General features: G+C 73.6%; 13 protein-coding genes. 8 read left to right on the plus strand and 5 right to left on the minus strand.

The features are described 5' to 3' along the window. Positions 1-133 precede the first annotated feature (133 nt). Together serC and ACFV0G_RS17030 are read right to left on the minus strand one after the other, a co-directional pair. Positions 134-1,252, minus strand: a complete 1,119-nt coding sequence (gene serC, locus ACFV0G_RS17025; RefSeq protein ID WP_380547500.1) for a phosphoserine transaminase — start codon at positions 1,250-1,252, stop codon at positions 134-136. 120 nt (positions 1,253-1,372) lie between these two features. Then, a complete protein-coding gene (locus ACFV0G_RS17030) occupies positions 1,373-2,473 on the minus strand; it encodes a citrate synthase 2 (protein ID WP_380547504.1) in 1,101 nt (366 codons plus the stop codon). A 397-nt stretch (positions 2,474-2,870) separates the two neighbouring features. Between ACFV0G_RS17030 and pdxH the strand changes: the two genes are divergently transcribed. The 7 genes from pdxH to ACFV0G_RS17065 all read left to right on the plus strand — a co-directional run bounded on the left by pdxH (position 2,871) and on the right by ACFV0G_RS17065 (position 13,815). Beyond that, positions 2,871-3,503, plus strand: a complete 633-nt coding sequence (gene pdxH / locus ACFV0G_RS17035) for a pyridoxamine 5'-phosphate oxidase (RefSeq protein WP_380547532.1) — start codon at positions 2,871-2,873, stop codon at positions 3,501-3,503. 234 nt (positions 3,504-3,737) lie between these two features. Then, positions 3,738-3,920 carry a hypothetical protein gene (locus ACFV0G_RS17040; RefSeq protein ID WP_380547507.1) on the plus strand — a complete coding sequence of 61 codons (183 nt, stop codon included), beginning with the start codon at positions 3,738-3,740 and terminating at the stop codon, positions 3,918-3,920. A gap of 77 nt (positions 3,921-3,997) precedes the next feature. Further along, positions 3,998-6,355 (plus strand): FxsB family cyclophane-forming radical SAM/SPASM peptide maturase, encoded by a 2,358-nt coding sequence (locus ACFV0G_RS17045; protein ID WP_380547535.1) that lies wholly within the window; start codon positions 3,998-4,000, stop codon positions 6,353-6,355. A 63-nt stretch (positions 6,356-6,418) separates the two neighbouring features. Further along, on the plus strand, positions 6,419-7,318 hold the full coding sequence (locus ACFV0G_RS17050) for an aminoglycoside N(3)-acetyltransferase (protein ID WP_380547510.1): 900 nt from the start codon (positions 6,419-6,421) through the stop codon (positions 7,316-7,318). A 95-nt stretch (positions 7,319-7,413) separates the two neighbouring features. Then, entirely contained in the window at positions 7,414-8,757 is a 1,344-nt protein-coding gene (locus ACFV0G_RS17055; protein ID WP_380547513.1) for a TIR-like protein FxsC, read from the plus strand. After that, positions 8,754-12,749: an FxSxx-COOH system tetratricopeptide repeat protein gene (fxsT, locus tag ACFV0G_RS17060; RefSeq protein ID WP_380547516.1), complete on the plus strand. Its 3,996-nt coding sequence runs from the start codon at positions 8,754-8,756 to the stop codon at positions 12,747-12,749. The genes ACFV0G_RS17055 and fxsT overlap by 4 nt, the downstream gene beginning before the upstream one ends. Positions 12,750-12,813: 64 nt before the next feature. Beyond that, positions 12,814-13,815, plus strand: a complete 1,002-nt coding sequence (locus ACFV0G_RS17065; RefSeq protein WP_380547519.1) for a 2-hydroxyacid dehydrogenase — start codon at positions 12,814-12,816, stop codon at positions 13,813-13,815. Here ACFV0G_RS17065 and ACFV0G_RS17070 read toward each other — a convergent pair. The 3 genes from ACFV0G_RS17070 to ACFV0G_RS17080 form a co-directional block, all read right to left on the minus strand. Next, a complete protein-coding gene (locus ACFV0G_RS17070) occupies positions 13,775-14,638 on the minus strand; it encodes an alpha/beta fold hydrolase (RefSeq protein WP_380547538.1) in 864 nt (287 codons plus the stop codon). The two genes, ACFV0G_RS17065 and ACFV0G_RS17070, sit on opposite strands and share 41 nt — an antisense overlap. Before the next feature lie 17 nt (positions 14,639-14,655). Further along, complete coding sequence (locus tag ACFV0G_RS17075) at positions 14,656-15,627, minus strand: DUF4231 domain-containing protein (protein WP_380547522.1); 972 nt, start codon at positions 15,625-15,627, stop codon at positions 14,656-14,658. Between the two features lie 157 nt (positions 15,628-15,784). Then, positions 15,785-16,534, minus strand: a complete 750-nt coding sequence (locus ACFV0G_RS17080; RefSeq protein ID WP_380547525.1) for a sugar isomerase domain-containing protein — start codon at positions 16,532-16,534, stop codon at positions 15,785-15,787. A 196-nt stretch (positions 16,535-16,730) separates the two neighbouring features. On the opposite strand from ACFV0G_RS17080, the gene ACFV0G_RS17085 reads away from it, so the two are divergent. Next, positions 16,731-17,423 carry a metal-dependent transcriptional regulator gene (locus ACFV0G_RS17085; protein WP_380547528.1) on the plus strand — a complete coding sequence of 231 codons (693 nt, stop codon included), beginning with the start codon at positions 16,731-16,733 and terminating at the stop codon, positions 17,421-17,423. Positions 17,424-17,962 lie beyond the last annotated feature (539 nt).

The following is a 17,962-nucleotide window of genomic DNA, read 5'->3' on the forward strand; positions in this document are numbered from 1 at the left end:
GGGCCCACGTCCCCCCCTCTCTCCGCCTGGGGGGGCCTGCGGGGTAAACGCGGGGGCTCCCGTTGGCCCCCAATCCCCCGGGCTACCGGGCCCCCGCGGGGGGGGCCCCCACATTCGTGCGCGTCGGCAGCGGTCAGAGCTCCTCGACCACGTAGTCGATGCAGGCGGTGAGCGCCTGGACGTCGGCCGGGTCGATCGCCGGGAACATCGCGATGCGCAGCTGGTTGCGGCCCAGCTTGCGGTACGGCTCGGTGTCGACGATGCCGTTGGCCCGCAGGGCCTTGGCGATCGCGGCGGCGTCGATCGAGTCGTCGAAGTCGATGGTGCCGACGACCTGCGAGCGCTCCTCGGCCTTGGCCACGAAGGGCTGGGCGAAGGAGGACTTCTCGGCCCAGGAGTACAGGATCGAGGAGGACTCGGCGGTGCGGGCGACCGCCCACTCCAGGCCGCCGTTGCCGTTCAGCCACTCCAGCTGGTCGGCCAGCAGGAAGAGCGTGCTGATCGACGGGGTGTTGTACGTCTGGTCCTTCGACGAGTTGTCGATCGCGGTCGGCAGGTCGAAGAACGGCGGGATGTAGCGGCCGGAGCCGGCGATCTCGGCGGCGCGCTCCAGCGCGGCCGGCGAGAAGGTGGCCAGCCAGAGGCCGCCCTCGCTGGCGAAGGACTTCTGCGGGGCGAAGTAGTAGACGTCCGTCTCGGTGATGTCAACCGGCAGGCCGCCGGCGCCCGAGGTGGCGTCGACCAGGACCAGCGAGCCGGCGTCCGCGCCCGCGGGGCGGCGGATCGGCATGGCGACACCGGTGGAGGTCTCGTTGTGGGTGAGCGCGTAGACGTCCACGCCCGCCTCGGCGACCGGCAGCGGGTGGGTGCCCGGCTCGGACTTGACCACGGTGGGCTCGGCCAGCCACGGGGCGGCCTTCACCGAGGAGGCGAACTTGGAGGAGAACTCGCCGAAGTTCAGGTGCTGGGACTTCTCGCGCACCAGACCGAAGGCGGCGATGTCCCAGAACGCGGTGGAACCGCCGTTGCCGAGCACCACCTCGTAGCCCTCGGGGAGCGAGAAGAGGCTGCTCACGCCCTCGCGCACGCGCTTGACCACGTTCTTGACCGGGGCCTGGCGGTGGGAGGTGCCCAGCAGGGAGGTTCCGGTGGCGGCGAGGGCACTCAGGGCCTCGGGGCGCACCTTGGACGGGCCGCAGCCGAAACGGCCGTCTGCGGGCTTGATGTCAGCGGGGATCTGGATCTGAGCCACGCGGGCAGCCTACTGCCCCGGGTAGCGGAATGGTCACGGACGTCCGCACGCTGAGATGTGATCTTGCCTGCACCCGGGGGGTTCGGGCCGCGGCCCCAACCCCCCGGACGAGTGAACGCGTCAGTGGGCGATCGACTCGTAGCCCTCGACCTCGCGCGGGCTGCGCGGGCCGGGGCCGATGTAGCGCGCGGAGGGGCGCACCAGGCGGCCGGTGCGCTTCTGCTCCAGGATGTGCGCGGACCAGCCGGCGGTGCGGGCACAGGTGAACATCGAGGTGAACATGTGCGCCGGGACCTCGGCGAAGTCCAGCATGATCGCGGCCCAGAACTCCACGTTGGTGGCGAGCACGCGGTCGGGGCGGCGGTTGTGCAGCTCCTCCAGCGCGGCCTTCTCCAGCGCCTCGGCGATCTCGAAGCGCGGCGCGCCGAGCTCCTTGGCGGTGCGGCGCAGCACGCGGGCGCGCGGGTCCTCGGCGCGGTAGACGCGGTGGCCGAAGCCCATCAGTCGCTCGCCCTTGTCGAGGGCGTTGCGGACGTAGCCGGCCGCGTCGCCGGTGCGCTCGATCTCCTCGATCATGCCGAGCACGCGGGACGGGGCGCCCCCGTGCAGCGGGCCGGACATCGCGCCGACCGCGCCGGAGAGCGCGGCGGCGACGTCGGCGCCGGTGGAGGCGATGACGCGGGCGGTGAAGGTGGAGGCGTTCATGCCGTGCTCGGCGGCGGACGTCCAGTAGGCGTCGACGGCCTTGACGTGGCGCGGGTCCGGCTCGCCGCGCCAGCGGATCATGAACCGCTCGACGACCGTCTCGGCCTTGTCGATCTCGCGCTGCGGGACCATCGGCAGGCCCTGGCCGCGGGCCGACTGGGCGACGTAGGACAGCGCCATCACGGCGGCCCGGGCGAGGTCGTCGCGGGCCTGCTCGGCGGAGATGTCCAGCAGCGGCTTGAGGCCCCAGACCGGGGCGAGCATGGCCAGGGCGGACTGCACGTCGACCCGGATGTCACCGGAGTGCACCGGGATCGGGAAGGGCTCGGCGGCCGGCAGGCCGGGGTTGAACTTGCCGTCCACCAGCAGGCCCCAGACGTGGCCGAAGGAGACGTGGCCCACCAGGTCGTCGATGTCGACGCCGCGGTAGCGCAGCGCGCCGCCCTCACGGTCGGGTTCGGCGATCTCGCTCTCGAAGGCGACGACACCCTCGAGCCCGGGTACGAAGTCGGACATCACGGCTCCTTCAGTGATCCGTCCCGGCCCGCCGCGGTGGTGGAGCGGCGTACCGGGTGACCGGTGGTGGTTGGCACTCGGTGTCAGCCTTGCAGGCACCCGGTGCATTGCGCCATACACCACCACGGTGATGTTTCCCCCACGGGCCGCACGGCCGGGACCGAGTCCGACGCCTTCGGCGGACATTCGGGGGAATTCCGGGCCCTTGGGGGACGATTCCCCGCCGGGCACCCGGCGATGCGGTGGCGAGACACCTTATCTCCGACCCGGGTTTGCCGGGACGTAAGCACCCGCGAGGCTTGTCGTACGGGATGATGTTGCCGTGCCTACCCCTGCGGATCGCCCCACGTCCCTGACCACGCCGAGCGAGGACCGGCCGAGTCCGGACCTGACCGTCATGCGCAAGCACTACCAGCACGAGGGGCTGGCCGAGGGGGACCTCGCCGCCGACCCGGTGGAGCAGTTCACCCGCTGGTTCCACGAGGCGGACGAGGCCGGGGTGACCGAGCCCAACGCCATGGTGCTGTCCACCGCGGACGCCGCCGGGCGGCCCAGCGCGCGTACCGTCCTGCTGAAGGGGTACGACCGGCGGGGCTTCGTCTTCTACACCAACTACGGCTCCCGCAAGGGCGCCGAGCTCGCGGTGAACCCGCAGGCCTCGCTGCTCTTCCCGTGGATCGCGCTGGCCCGGCAGGTGGTCGTCTGCGGCCGGGTCGAGAAGGTCGGCCGCGACGAGACCGCCGCCTACTTCCGGACCCGCCCGCACGGCTCCCAGCTCGGCGCCTGGGCCAGCGAGCAGTCCAGCCCGGTCGCCGGCCGCGAGATCCTGGAGCGGCGCTACGCCGAGCTGGCGGCCCGCTACCCGGAGGGCGAGGGCGTGCCGGTGCCGCCGTTCTGGGGCGGCTACCGGGTGGTGCCGGAGACGGTGGAGTTCTGGCAGGGCCGGGAGAACCGGCTGCACGACCGCCTGGTGTACCTGGCCGCCGACGGCGGGGAGGGCGACTGGCGTGTCGAACGCCTGTGCCCATGACGGTGCGCTGTGCGATGATGGACCATTTGGCCGCGCCGAGTGGCTGATCCGGCGTCAGGAAGCTAGGCTTCGGGTCGGGTGAACTCGGCCCGGGGACGGCCCGTCCTCAACAGTCGCGGGCCGGAGTCGCGTTTTGCGCCCGGCCCGGGCGTGCCCCGAGTCGGCCCTCCGTGCCGTGGGAGTCCAATTCCCCTTTTTCATTGGCGTTTTGACTTCGCAGAATAGAGACTTCCCATGGTCGCTGCACTCGCCACCCGGGCCGCCGACAGCCCATCGGTCGAGGAGCCCCTCACACGGCCTTCGCTCGCCTCGCTCGCCGCTCTGGGAACGGACGAACTCACCGCGCAGCTGTATCGCGCACTGCCAGGTGCTGATTCCGGCCAGGTGGCCGTGGCAGCCTTCAACTCCTCGATCTGACGGGCGTGGCGGAGCCCGACGGCCCGCCCGACCCGGCCTGCGCCGGGCTGGTGCCGTTCTCGCAGTTCGTGCTCAAGATGCACAGCCGCTGTGATCTGGCCTGCGATCACTGCTACGTGTACGAGCACGCCGACACCAGCTGGCGCGGCAGACCGCGGGCCGTCCTGGAGAACGTCCTGGCCAGGACGGCCGAGCGGATCGGCGACCACGCCCGCACCCACCACCTGCCCGCCGTGCACGTCGTGCTGCACGGCGGCGAGCCGCTGCTCGCGGGCCGGGCCCTGATCCGCCGGGCCGCCGAGGAACTCCACCGGGCCCTGCCCCCCGGCTGTGCCCTGGACCTGCGCATCCACACCAACGGCGTCCTGCTGAGCACGGCCTTCCTCGACCTCTTCGCCGAGTACGGGATCAGGGTCGGGATCTCCCTCGACGGCGACCGCGCCGCCAACGACCGGCACCGCCGCTTCGCCGACGGCCGCTCCAGCCACGGCAAGGTGCTCGCCGCCCTCGACCTGCTGCGCCGCCCCGAGTACCGCCACCTGTACGCCGGGCTGCTGTGCACCATCGACGTCGAGAACGACCCCGTCGCGGTCCTCGACGCCCTGCTCGACCTCGAACCGCCGCGGATCGACTTCCTCCTCCCGCACGCCACCTGGGACGCCCCGCCCGCGCGCCCGGCGGGCCTCGGCGACCGCCCGTACGCCGACTGGCTGCTCGCCGTATACGACCGCTGGACCGCCCTCGGCACCCCCGTCCCGGTGCGGACCTTCGACTCCGTGCACCGCACCCTGCGCGGCCGCTCCAGCCTCACCGAGTCCCTCGGCCTCGACCCCGCCGACCTCGTCGTCATCGAGACCGACGGCTCCTTCGAGCAGGCCGACAGCCTCAAGACCGCCTACGACGGCGCCCCCGCGACCGGCTTCGACGTGTTCGAGCACAGCCTCGACCAGGTCGCCGCCCACCCCGGCATGCGCGAACGCCAGTCCGGCCTGGCCGGGTTGAGCGACCAGTGCCGGAGCTGCCCCGTCGTCCGCTCCTGCGGCGGCGGCCTCTACGCCCACCGCTACCGAACCGGCAGCGGCTTTGCCAACCCCTCGGTCTTCTGCGGAGACCTGATGCACCTGATCACCACCGTCCGGGACCGCATCGACGCCGCCCCGGCCACCGTGCCGCCCCAACCTCCCCCGGCCGAGCCGGTCCTGACCGGGGAGCAGCTCGACCAGCTGGCCTCCGGCTACGGCGACGCGGCCACCGTCCGGGACCTCGCCGGTCACCAACTCGGCCTCACCCGACGGATGCTGGCCGCCCTCGCGGACGGGCGGCCGGACGCCTGGCAGCTGCTCACCGCCCTCGACGCCGCGGCGCCGCGCGCGCTCGACGCGGTGCTCGGCCACCCGTACGCCCGGGCCTGGGCGGCCCGATGCCTGCGCGGCGAACCCGGCGCCGACCTCGGCACCCTCGCCGAGCTCGCGGCCGCCGCGGCGCTGCGCGCCCGCATCCCGTTCGAGCTGCCGGTGCCGGTCCGCGACGGCGCCGTCCACCTGCCCACCCTGGGGCGGCTGCTGGTCGGCGGCGTCGGCGAGACCCGACTCGGCGGGACGGCCGACGGGTTCACCGCGCGCGGGCGGCGGATCGGCTGGGACACCCCGCCGGACGAGGCCTGGCAGCCCGTCCGCCGGGTCGCGCTGCCCGGCTGGACGGTCGCGCTGGAGGACACCGACCCGCAGCGGGCCGGCCACCAGTGGCCGGTGGCCGACCGGCTCGGCGAGGAGGCCCTGCAGGGCTGGACGGGCGCCCTGCGCGAGGCCTGGGAGCTGATCGGCCGCGACCTGCCCGGATACGCCCCCGGGCTGGCCGCCGGCCTGAGCACCGTCACCCCGCTGCGGCCCGGGCCGGACGGCCGCGACGTCAGCGCCGCCGCCCGGCAGGCCTTCGGCGCCGTCGGCATCGCCCGCCCCGCCACCGCACCCGTCCTCGCCCTGCTGCTCGTCCACGAGTTCCAGCACGTCAAGCTCGGCGCCGTGCTCGACGCCCACGACCTGTACGACCGGGCCGACGAGCGGCTCTACCACGCGCCCTGGCGGCCCGACCCGCGTCCCCTGGAGGGCCTCCTCCAGGGCACCTACGCGCACCTCGCGGTGACCGAGTTCTGGGGCACCCGGGTCCGCGCGTACGACGGACTGCCCGGCGCGGCCGCCGAGCACGCCCGGCAGCAGCTCGCCGTCTGGCGGGCGCACACCGCCGCGGCCGTCGAGACCCTGGCCGGCTCCGGCTCGCTGACCGCCCTCGGCCTGCGCTTCGCCGACGGGATGCGCGGCTCGGTCGCCCCGTGGCTGGACGTCCCGGTCGGCCCCGCCGCCGAGGCCCACGCCCGTGCGGAGGCCGCCGACAACCTGTCCCGCTACCGCGAGAGCGCCGCGGCCGCCGCCCGCTGAAACGATCACCCAGGCCGCGGCGGCTCCGACCGCCCCGGCCGCCAACCGAAGGAGAGACCCGCGGTGTCCGCGACCCAGACCGGTCGGAGCGTGCTGCAGGAGCTCGGGGAGGGGCCGGTCGTGGCGCCGGTCGACCGGCCGGCGGACAGCCCGGCCCGCCCGCCGTGGACGGCCGGCGAACTCGCGGCCCAGCTGGCGGACCTCCGGATCGGCCGGGGCGACACCGTCCTCGTCCAGTCCTCGCTGCGCCGCCTCGGCCGGCTCCAGGACGGCGCCGGGACCCTGCTCACCGCCCTGCTGACCGCGGTCGGCGCCGAGGGGACGATCGTCGCCTACACCGCCTGCCCGGAGAACTCCGACACCTCCCGGCTCGCCCGCCGGCTCACCGAGGGGATGACGCTGGAGGAGGAGACCGCGCACAAGGCCGCCATGCCGGCCTACGACCCCGAGACCACCCCCACCTCGCCGGTGATGGGGCACTTCTCCGAGCTCGTCCGCAAGGAACCGGGCGCCCGGCGCAGCGCCCACCCGCAGGCCTCGTTCGCCGCCGTCGGCGCCCGCGCCGAGGAACTGATGCGTGAGCACCGGCTGGAGAGCCACCTGGGCCCCGGCTCGCCGGTCGAGAAGCTGTACCGGGACCCGTCGGCCCGGGCGCTGCTGATCGGCCTGCCGGTCTGGTGCTGCACCGCCTTCCACTACGCCGAGTACCAGTTGCCGAACCCGCCGCGGCAGGTCTACGGCTGCGTGGTCGACGACGGCAGCGGCCCGCACTGGGAGCACTTCAACGCCGTCCGACTGGTCGACGCCTACTTCGTGCCGATGGGGCCGGTGCTGGAGGACGCCCTGGACCGCACCCCGGCCGGACTCGGCCGCGGACGGCTCGGCGACGCGGACTGCTTCGTCGTCCCGATCCGCAACGGCATCGACGCATGTCGTGAATACCTTCAAACACAAGCCGGTTGAGACGTTCACGCGCTATTCCCTCAGGGAAGGTGACCTTCCTAGACTGACAATCCCGAACGGGGGTCAGGTGACGGGTTGTCTCGGGGGAGGCGCGTGTGAACGGTCCGGGGGGATGGGGCAAGGAGCCGGCCCGCCCGTACTTCTTCCTTTCGTACGCGCACGCTCCGCGCCCGGCCAACCGGGGGCCCGACCCGAACCACTGGGTCGCCAAGCTCTACGACGACCTCATCGAAGCCATCACCATGATCACCGACGTGCCCGAGGGCGCCCCCGTCGGCTTCATGGACCAGTCCATGCACCAGGGCCAGTTCTGGGCCGAGCGGCTCGCCAAGGAGCTCGCCACCTGCCGGGTGTTCGTCCCGCTCTATTCTCCCCGCTACTTCAAGAGCCATGCCTGCGGCCAGGAGTGGCACGCCTTCACCCAGCGCCCGGTCTACCAGCGGCGCCAGGACGTCGAGGAGACCAGCGGCATCGTCCCCGCGCTGTGGATCGCCACCAAGCACTACACACTGCCCCGCTGCGCCAGCGACCTCCAGTTCAACCACGCCAGCTTCGGCCCCGACTACGCCGCGGAGGGGCTGTACGCGCTGATGAAGCTCTCCGACTACCGGGCCCAGTACGAGCGCGCCGTGCACCGCCTCGCCGAGCGGATCGTCGAGGTCGCCGAGCAGACCGTCGTCCCGGTCGGCCGCCCGCTCGACTTCGAGGGCCTGCCCAGCGCCTTCGGCACCCCCGAGCCCACCGGAGCCCTGCACATATCGGTCTTCTCCTGCCGCCGCGGCGAACTCCCGCCCGGCCGCAGCGCCGACTACTACGGGGTGCTGCGCACCGACTGGCAGCCCTACCGCCCGGAATCCCGCCGGCCGCTCGCGGAGGACGCCGCCGAGGTCGCCCGGAACATGGGATTCCGGCCCACCGTCCACGAGTTCGACACCGAGTCCACCGCACTGCTCGGCTCCGCCGACCCGGCCGCACCCGGCGTGCTGCTGGTCGACCGCTGGGCCCTGGGCGACAGCCGCCGCCGGGAGAACCTGCGCCGCGTCGACCGGCGCAACCCGGCCTGGCTCTCCACCCTCGAACCGTGGAACACCGCCGACGAGGAGTGCGCCGCGCACGACGGCGAACTCGGCCGGATCAGCGAGGACGTGCTGCGCAACGCGCACGGCACGCTCCGCCCCTCGCTGCGCGGCGGCACCACCGCCACCCCCGCCACCCTGGAGGAGTTCCGGGGCGCGATGGAGCGGGCGGTGATCCGCGCCAACGACGGCTTCGAACGCCGCAACGAGCCGAAGGCCGCCGTACCGGAGGCCCGCAGACCCACCCTGCGCGCCGACTTCGACACCGGACAGCGGCCCCGGCTCGCACCGTTGTACACATCAGGGGACGACGAGGACGGCGGTGGCACCGGACGGGCCACGCCCGGGGGAGGACAGCCATGACCGAGAGGCAGACCTGGGGCCGGCCCGCCGCCGAACCCGAGGACCGCACCGGGGACGACCGGCAGGGCCGGATCATCACCTTCTACTCCTACAAGGGCGGCACCGGGCGCACCATGGCGCTCGCCAACACCGCCTGGATCCTGGCCAGCAACGGCTTCCGGGTGCTCACCGTCGACTGGGACCTGGAGGCGCCCGGCCTCGGCCGGTTCTTCCACCCCTTCCTCGACCCGGACGCGGTCGCCGGCACCACCGGCGTGATGGACCTCTTCGCCGAGTACCTCGACGAGGCCCGCCGCCCGGTCGAGCGCGACGCCGACTGGCACGAGGACTTCGCCCGGATCCACCCGCACGCCATCTCGCTCGCCTGGCGCTTCCCCGGCACCGGCGGCATCGACTACGTGCCCGCCGGCCAGATCAACCGCGACTACTCGGTCAACCGGATCGACTGGGACGAGCTCTACGAGCGCTTCGACGGACGGCAGTTCCTCCAGTCGCTGCGCGAGGACATGCGCCGGCACTACGACTACGTACTGATCGACAGCCGCACCGGCCTCACCGACACCGCCGACATCTGTACCGTCGAGATGCCCGACGACCTGGTGGTCTGCTTCACCCTCAGCGACCAGAGCATCGACGGCGCCGCCCGGATCGCCCACATCGTCAACGGCCGCTACGGCGACCGCGGGATCCGCATCCTGCCCGTCCCGATGCGCATCGACGAGAACGAGAAGGAGAAGGCCGACGCCGGCCGCGCCCTGGTCCGCGTCCGCTTCAGCGGACTGCCCAACGGCGTCCCCGAGATCGACCTCAACCACTACTGGGCCTCCGTCGAGATCCCCTACCGGCCGTTCTACTCCTACGAGGAGATCCTCGCCCCGTTCGGCGACCAGCGCGGCCAGCCCGCCTCCATGCTCTCCGCCTGCGAGCGGCTCACCGCCGTCATCACCCGCGACCGGGTCACCGCCCTCGGCCCGATGGACGAGCTCGAACGGCTGCGCAACCTGGAGTCGTTCATCCGCCGCCGACCCACCGCCCCCGCCGACCTCTACCTCAGCTACGTGCCCGAGGACCGGGTCTGGGCGGACTGGATCTCCTCGGTGCTCACCGACGCCGGCTTCCGGGTCCGCTCCCGCGACCTCGGCGTCGGCGCCGACCCGCGCGCCTCCACCGAGGAGGGCATCGACGCCGCGTACCGCACCGTCGCCGTGCTCTCCTCCTCCTACCTGGTCTCCCCACAGGCCCAGGCCCTGTGGGAGCGGATCGTCAGCGCCGACCCCAGCGGCACCCGCCGCCAGGTCATCCCCGTCCGCATTGGCGACGTCCGGCTCACCGCGCCGTTCAACAACCGCAACCCGGTCGACCTGGTCGGCCGCGACGAGACCCAGGCCGCGCTCACCCTGCTGCGCGCCCTCGGCCACAACGACCCGCTGCTCGCCGAACGCTCGCCCGGCGCACCGCGCTTCCCCGGCACCCGGCCCAAGTACTGGTCCGTCCCGCAGCGCAACCCCTCGTTCACCGGCCGGATCGAGGTCCTCGACAACCTGCGCGAGCAGCTCGTCGGCGGACCCACCGCCGTGCTGCCCACCCCGCAGACCCTGTACGGCCTCGGCGGCGTCGGCAAGACCCAGATCGCGCTGGAGTACGCCCACCGCTACATGTCCAACTACGACCTGGTCTGGTGGATCGACGCCGAGCAGCCGGAGTCCGTCGTCCACGACCTCGCCGAGCTCGCCGACGCCCTCGGCCTGCGGGTCGGCGAGAGCGTCAACGAGGCCGCCGAGGCGGCCCGCGAGGCGCTGCGGCTGGGACGCCCCACCTCGCGCTGGCTGCTGATCTTCGACAACGCCGACGAACCCTCCGACGTGCGCCGCTACTTCCCCGGCGACACCGCCGGGCACGTGCTGATCACCTCCCGCAACCACGGCTGGTCCGGCCAGGCCGGCGTGCTCAGCGTCGACGTCTTCACCCGCGGCGAGAGCATCGACCACCTGCGCCGCAGGGTCCGCGGCCTGCCCCGGGCCGACGCCGACCGGGTCGCCGAGGCCGTCGGCGACCTGCCGCTCGCCGTCGAGGTCGCCGCCGCCTGGCTCGACACCACCCACACCCCGGTCGACGTCTACGTCGGCCAGCTGCAGGCCGAGGCCACCAAGGCGCTGTCCGCCGGCGACCGCCCGGTCGACTACCCGCGGCCGGTCGGCGCCACCTGGAACGTCTCCATCGCCCGGCTGCGCGAACAGTCCCCGGCCGCCGTCCGGCTGCTCCAGCTGCTCGCCTTCTTCGCCCCCGAGCCGATCTCGCTCACGCTCTTCTACAACGACCAGATGACCCGGGCGCTCGCCCCCTACGACGACGAGCTGACCGACAGCTTCATGCTCGGCAAGGTCATGCAGGCGGTCAACCGGTACGCGCTCGCCAAGACCGACGCCTCCAGCAACAGCTTCCAGGTCCACCGGCTGGTGCAGGCCGTCGTCCGCAGCGGCATGACCCCGGCCGAGCAGTCGGACGCCATGCACGACGTGCACCGCATCCTGGTCAGCGCCCGGCCCGCCCTCGGCGACACCGACGACCCGGCCAACTGGCCCGCGTTCGAGAAGATCTGGCCGCACCTGCTGCCCTCCCGCGCCCAGGACTGCGACGAGCGCGAGACCCGCGAACTGCTCATCGACCGCGTCCGCTACCTCTGGAAGCGCGTCGACCTCGACCGCGCCCTCAGCCTCGCCCGCCAGCTCGACGCGACCTGGGCCGAACGCTACGAGGTCGAGCCCAACCCCGCCGAACGCCGCTTCCTGCGCCGGCAGATACTGAGCCTCAACTTCCAGCTCGCCAACGTGCTGCGCACCCAGGGCGCGTACGACGAGGCCCTCGACCTCGACCGCGCCACCCTCGCCGGACAGAAGGAACTCCTCGGCGACCACAACGCGTTCACCCTGATGACCGCCGGCTCGCTCGGCGCCGACCTGCGCGCCCTCGGCCGGTTCCAGGAGGCACTCATCCTGGACATCGACACCTACAACCAGTTCCGCGACCTGTTCGGCGACGACAACCCGCGCACCCTGTCCGTCGCCAACAACCTCGCCATCGACCACCGCCTGGTCGGCAACTCGCAGCTCGCCCGCGACCTCGACCAGGAGATCTTCGACCGGCGCGCCGCCGTGCTCGGCCCGCGCCACCCCTACACCCTCTCCAGCAAGTCCAACCTGGCCCGCGACCTGCGCGAGATGGGCGACTACAAGGGCTCCGTCGAACTCCTCAAGGAGGTCACCGAGCAGCTCGACGCCATCCTCCAGCCCGACGCACCGGAGAACCTCCGCAACGCCAAGTCGCTCGCCGTCTCGCTGCGCCGCGCCGGCGAGGTCCGCGAGGCCCGCCGGCTCAGCGAGCAGACCTACGAGCGCTACGTCGAGCAGTACGGGCCCGACAACGCCGACGCGCTCGCCTGCCGGCTCAACCTCGCCGCCGACCACAGCGCCGCCGGCGACAAGGAGACCGCCCGCGACATCGCCGCCGAGGCCTACGACGGCTACCGCCGGCTCCTCGGCGACCAGCACCCCTTCACCCTCGCCTGCCAGAACAACCTCGCCGTGTACCTGCGCGGCAGCGGCGACGCCCCGGCCGCCGTCCGGCACGCCGAGGAGGCCGTCGCCGGCCTCACCCACGCCCTCGCCCCCGACCACCCCTACACCCTCAACGCCACCATCAACCTCGCCAACGCCCTCGCCGACGCCCACCAGCTCGGCAAGGCCGAGGAGCTCGGCCGCGCCGCCTACGCCGGCCTGCACAACCGCTACGGCCCGGGCCACCCCGACGCGGTGGTCTGCTGGCTCAACCTCGCCGTCACGCTCCGCGCCACCGGCCGCCAGGAGGAGGCCGAGGCCCTGCGCAGGCAGGCCATCGCCGCCCTGATCGAGCTCTTCGGCGACGACCACCCGACCATCGTCTCCGCCCGCGGCTGGCAGCGGATCAACCGCGACCTGGAGCCCCAGCCGCTCTGACCGCCCCGCCGTCCCGGCCCCCGGGGAGCGCACCGCCCCGGGGGCGCGGGTAACGTGCCGACCCATGAGCACCAGCACGCCGCCGCCCGCGGTCCTCGTCACCCGCCGGCTCGCCCCCGGTGTCCTGGAGCGGCTCGCCGCCCACTGCGAGGTGCGCCACCACGACAGCGAGCTGCCGATGCCGCGCGCCGAGCTGCTCGCCGCCGCCGCGGGCTGCAGCGCCCTGCTCACCACCCTCGACGACACCGTCGACGGCCCGCTGCTGGACGCTGCCGGGCCCGCGCTCCGGCTGGTCGCCAACCACGCCGTCGGCACCCACAACATCGACCGTGCCGCCTGCGCCGAGCGCGGCGTCGCCGTCTCCAACACCCCGGGCGTGCTGACCGAGGCCACCGCCGACATGGCCTGGGCCCTGCTGCTCGCCGCCACCCGCCGGCTCGGCGAGGGCGAGCGCCTGCTGCGCGCGGGCACGTCGTGGGCCTGGGCGCCGACGTTCATGCTGGGCATGGAGCTGTCCGGCACCCCGCTCGGCATCCTCGGCATGGGCCGGATCGGGCAGGCCGTCGCCCGCCGCGCCGCCGGCTTCGGCATGCCGGTGAGCTACCACAACCGCCACCGGCTGCCCGCCGACCTCGAGCAGGGCGCCGGCTGGCTGCCGCTGGACGACCTGCTCGCCGGCTCCCCCGTGCTGGTGGTCACCGCCCCGCTGAACGCCGCCACCCGCCACCTGGTCGACGCCGACCGGATCGCCCGGATGCCGCGCGGCGCCGTGCTGGTCAGCATGACTGCCGGGGTCGTCGACGAGGAGGCGCTGGCCGCCGCCCTCGACGCCGGGCACCTGTTCGCGGCCGCCGTCGACAACTTCGAGCACGAGCCGGCCGTCCCCGCGGCCCTGCTCGCCCAGGAGCGGGCGGTGCTCGCACCCCACCTGGGCAGCGCCACCGTCCGCACCCGTCAGGCGATGGGCGACCTCGCCGTGGACAACGTGCTGGCCGCCCTCGCCGGCGGCGAACCGCCGACCCGGGTCACCCCGCCGCCCACTGCAGCGCCTCCGTCATCACCTTGAGCGCACCGAAGTGCGCGGCCCCCGGCTCCAGGTAGAGGTCGGCGCCGGGGATGTGGTCGGCCAGCCAGCGCGAGTGGTCCACCGGCGAGAACTGGTCCGCCGCACCGTGCCACAGCCGGGTCGGCACCGTGATCGAGGCGACGTCGAAGCCCCACGGCGTGGTGAAGGCCAGCACGTCGTCGATCCACCCGTCCGCGCCGTGCCGGAACGCCTCCTGGTAGGTCGCCAGCAGCATCCGCCGGATCCCCGCGTCCGACACCAGGGCCCGGTCGGTGGGTGGGAGTTCCGGCACCAGGTCGTTGATCAGCGCATGCGGGTCGTCCCGGATCAGCTTCGACCGGAACCGGAACAGGTCGCCGAAGTACTCCACGCCCCGCTCCACCTCGGAGTACTCCTGGACGTTGGAGCGGGTCATCCCGCCGTACCAGTCCAGCCCCTCGGCGAACCGCGGGGCCAGGCTCACCAGCGCGGCGACCCGCTCCACCCGGTCAGGCAGCAGCGCCGCGCAGGCCAGTGCGTGCGGCCCGCCGCCGGAACGGCCCAGCACCGCGAAGGTGCCCAGCCCCAGCGCGTCCGCGATCGCCGTCACGTCCCCGGACGCCGCGGCCACCGTGCGCCCCGGCATCCGGCCCGACCCGCCGTAGCCCGGCCGGTCGAAGGAGATCAGCCGCACCCCGAGCAGGGCCAGCACACTGCTGCGCGGCATCGGGCCCACCCGGCTGCCCGGTGTGCCGTGCAGCAGGAACACCGGTCTGCCGGACGGATCACCGGTGGTCTCGACCGCCAGTCTGCGGCCCCCCGCGGCCTCGACCACTTGCAGCACCACGCAGTACCTCCAGATCAGTTCGGCACGTCCAGGCTGCGCACCTCGCGGCGCGCCTGCCAGGTCGTGTGCTCCCGCGAGATGGCGTCCTCGGCATCCCGGGCGAGCCGGGCCCAGGTCTCCTCGGCGTCCGCGGTCTCGGGCTTCAGCTGGTCCAGTTGCCTCTCCACCAGAGCGAGTTCGGATGCGGCCAGGGAGTAGGCGGCGGCCTGCGGCCGGTACTGCCGAAGCTGCGCCCAGGCGGCCACCGATGCCGCCACCGCCGACACGGTGCCGAGCGCGTCGTAGCTGAACGAGCCGAGCGCGCGCAGCACCGCCAGGGCGAGGCCGAGCATCGGCAGCGCGATGCCCAGCCGGCCGGCCCGCCGGCCGGCGTTGGCGCACTGCCGGGCCTTCGCCTGGTACCACTCCCGCTGGGCGTGCACCCGCTCCCGCAGGTACACGTCCCGGCGGACGGTGAGCGGCTGCTCGCGCAGCTGCTGCATCCGCTCGGTGATCTGCGGGTGCCGGCCGGTGCCGCGCCAGGCCAGCAGGTCGGCCCGGACCCGCGCCATCTGCGGGATCACCCGGTCCGTCTCGAACTCGCCGAGGATCCCGTCGAGCTGGATCGAGTACAGCCGTTCGGCGTCCGGCAGCTTCTTGGGCGGCGGCTGGTAGGAGTCGGCCCGCACCGCGTACTTCCACGACAGCGTCTTCACCGACTCGGCGACCGCCCGGCCCTCGTACCACAGGCCCTGCGGGTTCTGCCGGGTGACCAGGGCGGCCATCGCGACGGTGCACAGGTAGGCCGCGGCCGCCGCCCACGCCCAGAGGGTGCCGTCGGCCGAGCCGGCCGCGGCCGCCGCGACCAGCAGCACCAGCTCCCACCGGGCGAGCAGCACGGCCCGGCGCTGGCCCTGCACCGAGGAGGAGTCGGCGGTCCAGAACAGCTCCGGGAGCAGATCGGTCTCCCGTACCCAGCCGATCGAACGCACCGGTCCCGTGGTCATGTCGGCCCCCCGCCGTCGCTCGGAACCCAGGAGGGCCGCTCAGCCCCACCGTGTTCTGCCCCGCGCCGTGGCGCGGTACGCCTGGCGTCCGGCCAGTATGCGTGCAGACGGTGCCCCGGGACAGATGGCGTCCGGTCAGAAAGCAGCGGTGAACCGGTCAGAAGGCGTAGTAGATCCGCTCCCGGTTGTCGGCCATCACCTTGGCGTTCCACTCCGTCCCGCCGTCCACGTTGCCCGACCGGAACAGCGGCGGGGTGATCCCCCGGCCCGCCAGCTTGCCGACCGCGGAGGCCACCACGGCCTGCATCAGCGCGCTGGTCACGATGGTGGAGACCGAGCCGAACGTGGTCTCCGCCCCCGGGCAGGACAGCTCGCCGTCCCCGACCGCGATCTTGCTGTCCAGCACCACGTCGCAGTTGTCCTTCAGGTACGTCCCGGACGGGTGGTTGGAGCCCACCGCCCCCGGATACGCCAGCGAGGTCACCCCCACCACGCTCATCCCGCGCGCCCGGGCGTGCCGGGCCAGCTCGACCGGCATCACCTGCCGCCCGGAGAGCGAGATCAGGAAGAGCAGGTCGCCGGCGGTGGCCGGGGTGAGGTCCAGGGTGGCCGTCGCCAGGCCCGAGACCCGCTCCAGCGCACTGCCCAGCGGCGCCGGCATCACGTTCACCCCGGTCATCCCGGGCACGTTCAGCAGGTTCACCACCACCAGGCCGCCCGCCCGGTACACCACGTCCTGCGCCGCCAGCGAGGAGTGCCCGGCCCCGAACGCGAAGATCCGCCGGCCCTCCGCGACCGCCGCCGCCAGCAGCTCGGCGGCCGCGTCGATGCCGGCCGCCTCCTCGTCGCGGACCCGCTGCAGGTGGGCCACGGCGGCGTCGAAGTACTGCCCGACCAGGTCGGTCATCCCAATCTCCGAACGGTCTGGGCGGCCCGGTGGTCCAGACCGCACATGGAGGAAGATACGGCGAGCACGGTGCTGCCTGCGGCGCCCCGCTGTCAACAGGAACGAAAAGCCCCGGGCATAGGGGCCGGGCGGCCCTGGTTGTCGCTGCGGTACGTCAGAATTGGCGGTGAGACACCGAAGAACGGAGCCAGCGGCGATGTCCGGTCTGATCGACACCACAGAGATGTACCTTCGCACCATCCTGGAACTGGAGGAGGAGGGCATCACGCCGATGCGCGCCCGGATCGCCGAGCGCCTGGAGCAGAGCGGCCCCACCGTCAGCCAGACCGTCGGGCGCATGGAGCGCGACGGGCTGCTCCGCGTCGCCGGCGACCGCCACCTGGAGCTCACCGAGGAGGGGCGCCGCCTCGCCGTCCGCGTGATGCGCAAGCACCGCATCGCCGAGTGCCTGCTCGTCGACGTGATCGGCCTGGAGTGGGAGCAGGTCCACGAGGAGGCCTGCCGCTGGGAGCACGTGATGAGCGAGACGGTCGAGCGCAAGGTGCTCGCCATGCTCGGCCACCCCACCCAGTCCCCGTACGGCAACCCGATCCCCGGCCTCGACGAGCTCGGCGACACCAAGGCCGAGGGCGAGGGCTTCGACGCCGCGCTGCTCACCCTGGACGCGCTCGCCGCGCGCGACGAGGGCGCCAGCGTGGTCGTCCGCCGCATCGGCGAGCCGATCCAGACCGACGAGGAGCTCATGCGCACACTGCGCCGGGCCGGTGTCCGCCCGGGCGCGACGGTGCTGGTCTCCCCGGCGGTCGGCGGCGTGCTGGTCGGCGAGGGCGACAGCGCTGCCGAGCTCGGCAAGGACATCGCCGCGCACGTCTTCGTCGCCCGGGCGTAGCCCGCGCGCAGCGCACGACCGCGGCCGACCCGAGGACGGGCCCGGCCGCGCTTCGGTGTGCCCGGGCGCCGGGCGCACCGCGAAGCCCGGTGCTCCCCGGCACCGGGCTCCACGACCCCGCATCCCCTCCGTCCCGCCCCTGCCTCCCCGGATCTCCCCGATCCCGCGGTACGACACCGGCCACCCCGAGCCCGGACGGTGTCGCCCCGCCCCCTTCCCCCACTGCCGCGCCCGGCTTCCCCGACCGGACGCCCCTCCCTGATCCCCCGGCCCCGACTCCTTCCTCGTGTGCCGACCGGTGCCCTCACGTCGAAGATCCTCCCCTCGGCAGATCGCGGCAATCCTTGAGCGATGTCACTCGTACGAGCGGCTTGATCACCCTGTGTCGGGGTACATTCCGTCTTTATCCGGACATGCGTCCGACGGGCCCGGCCCCCCGGGGGGTGGCGGGGCCCGCGCCCACACACGCCCGGGGGCGCCCAGCCCCCCCCCCCCCCGAAGGGGCGGGGGGGCCGGGGGCGGGCGGGGGGTGGGCCGGG

The organism is Kitasatospora sp. NPDC059571 (assembly GCF_042735675.1).
Classification (GTDB): domain Bacteria; phylum Actinomycetota; class Actinomycetes; order Streptomycetales; family Streptomycetaceae; genus Kitasatospora.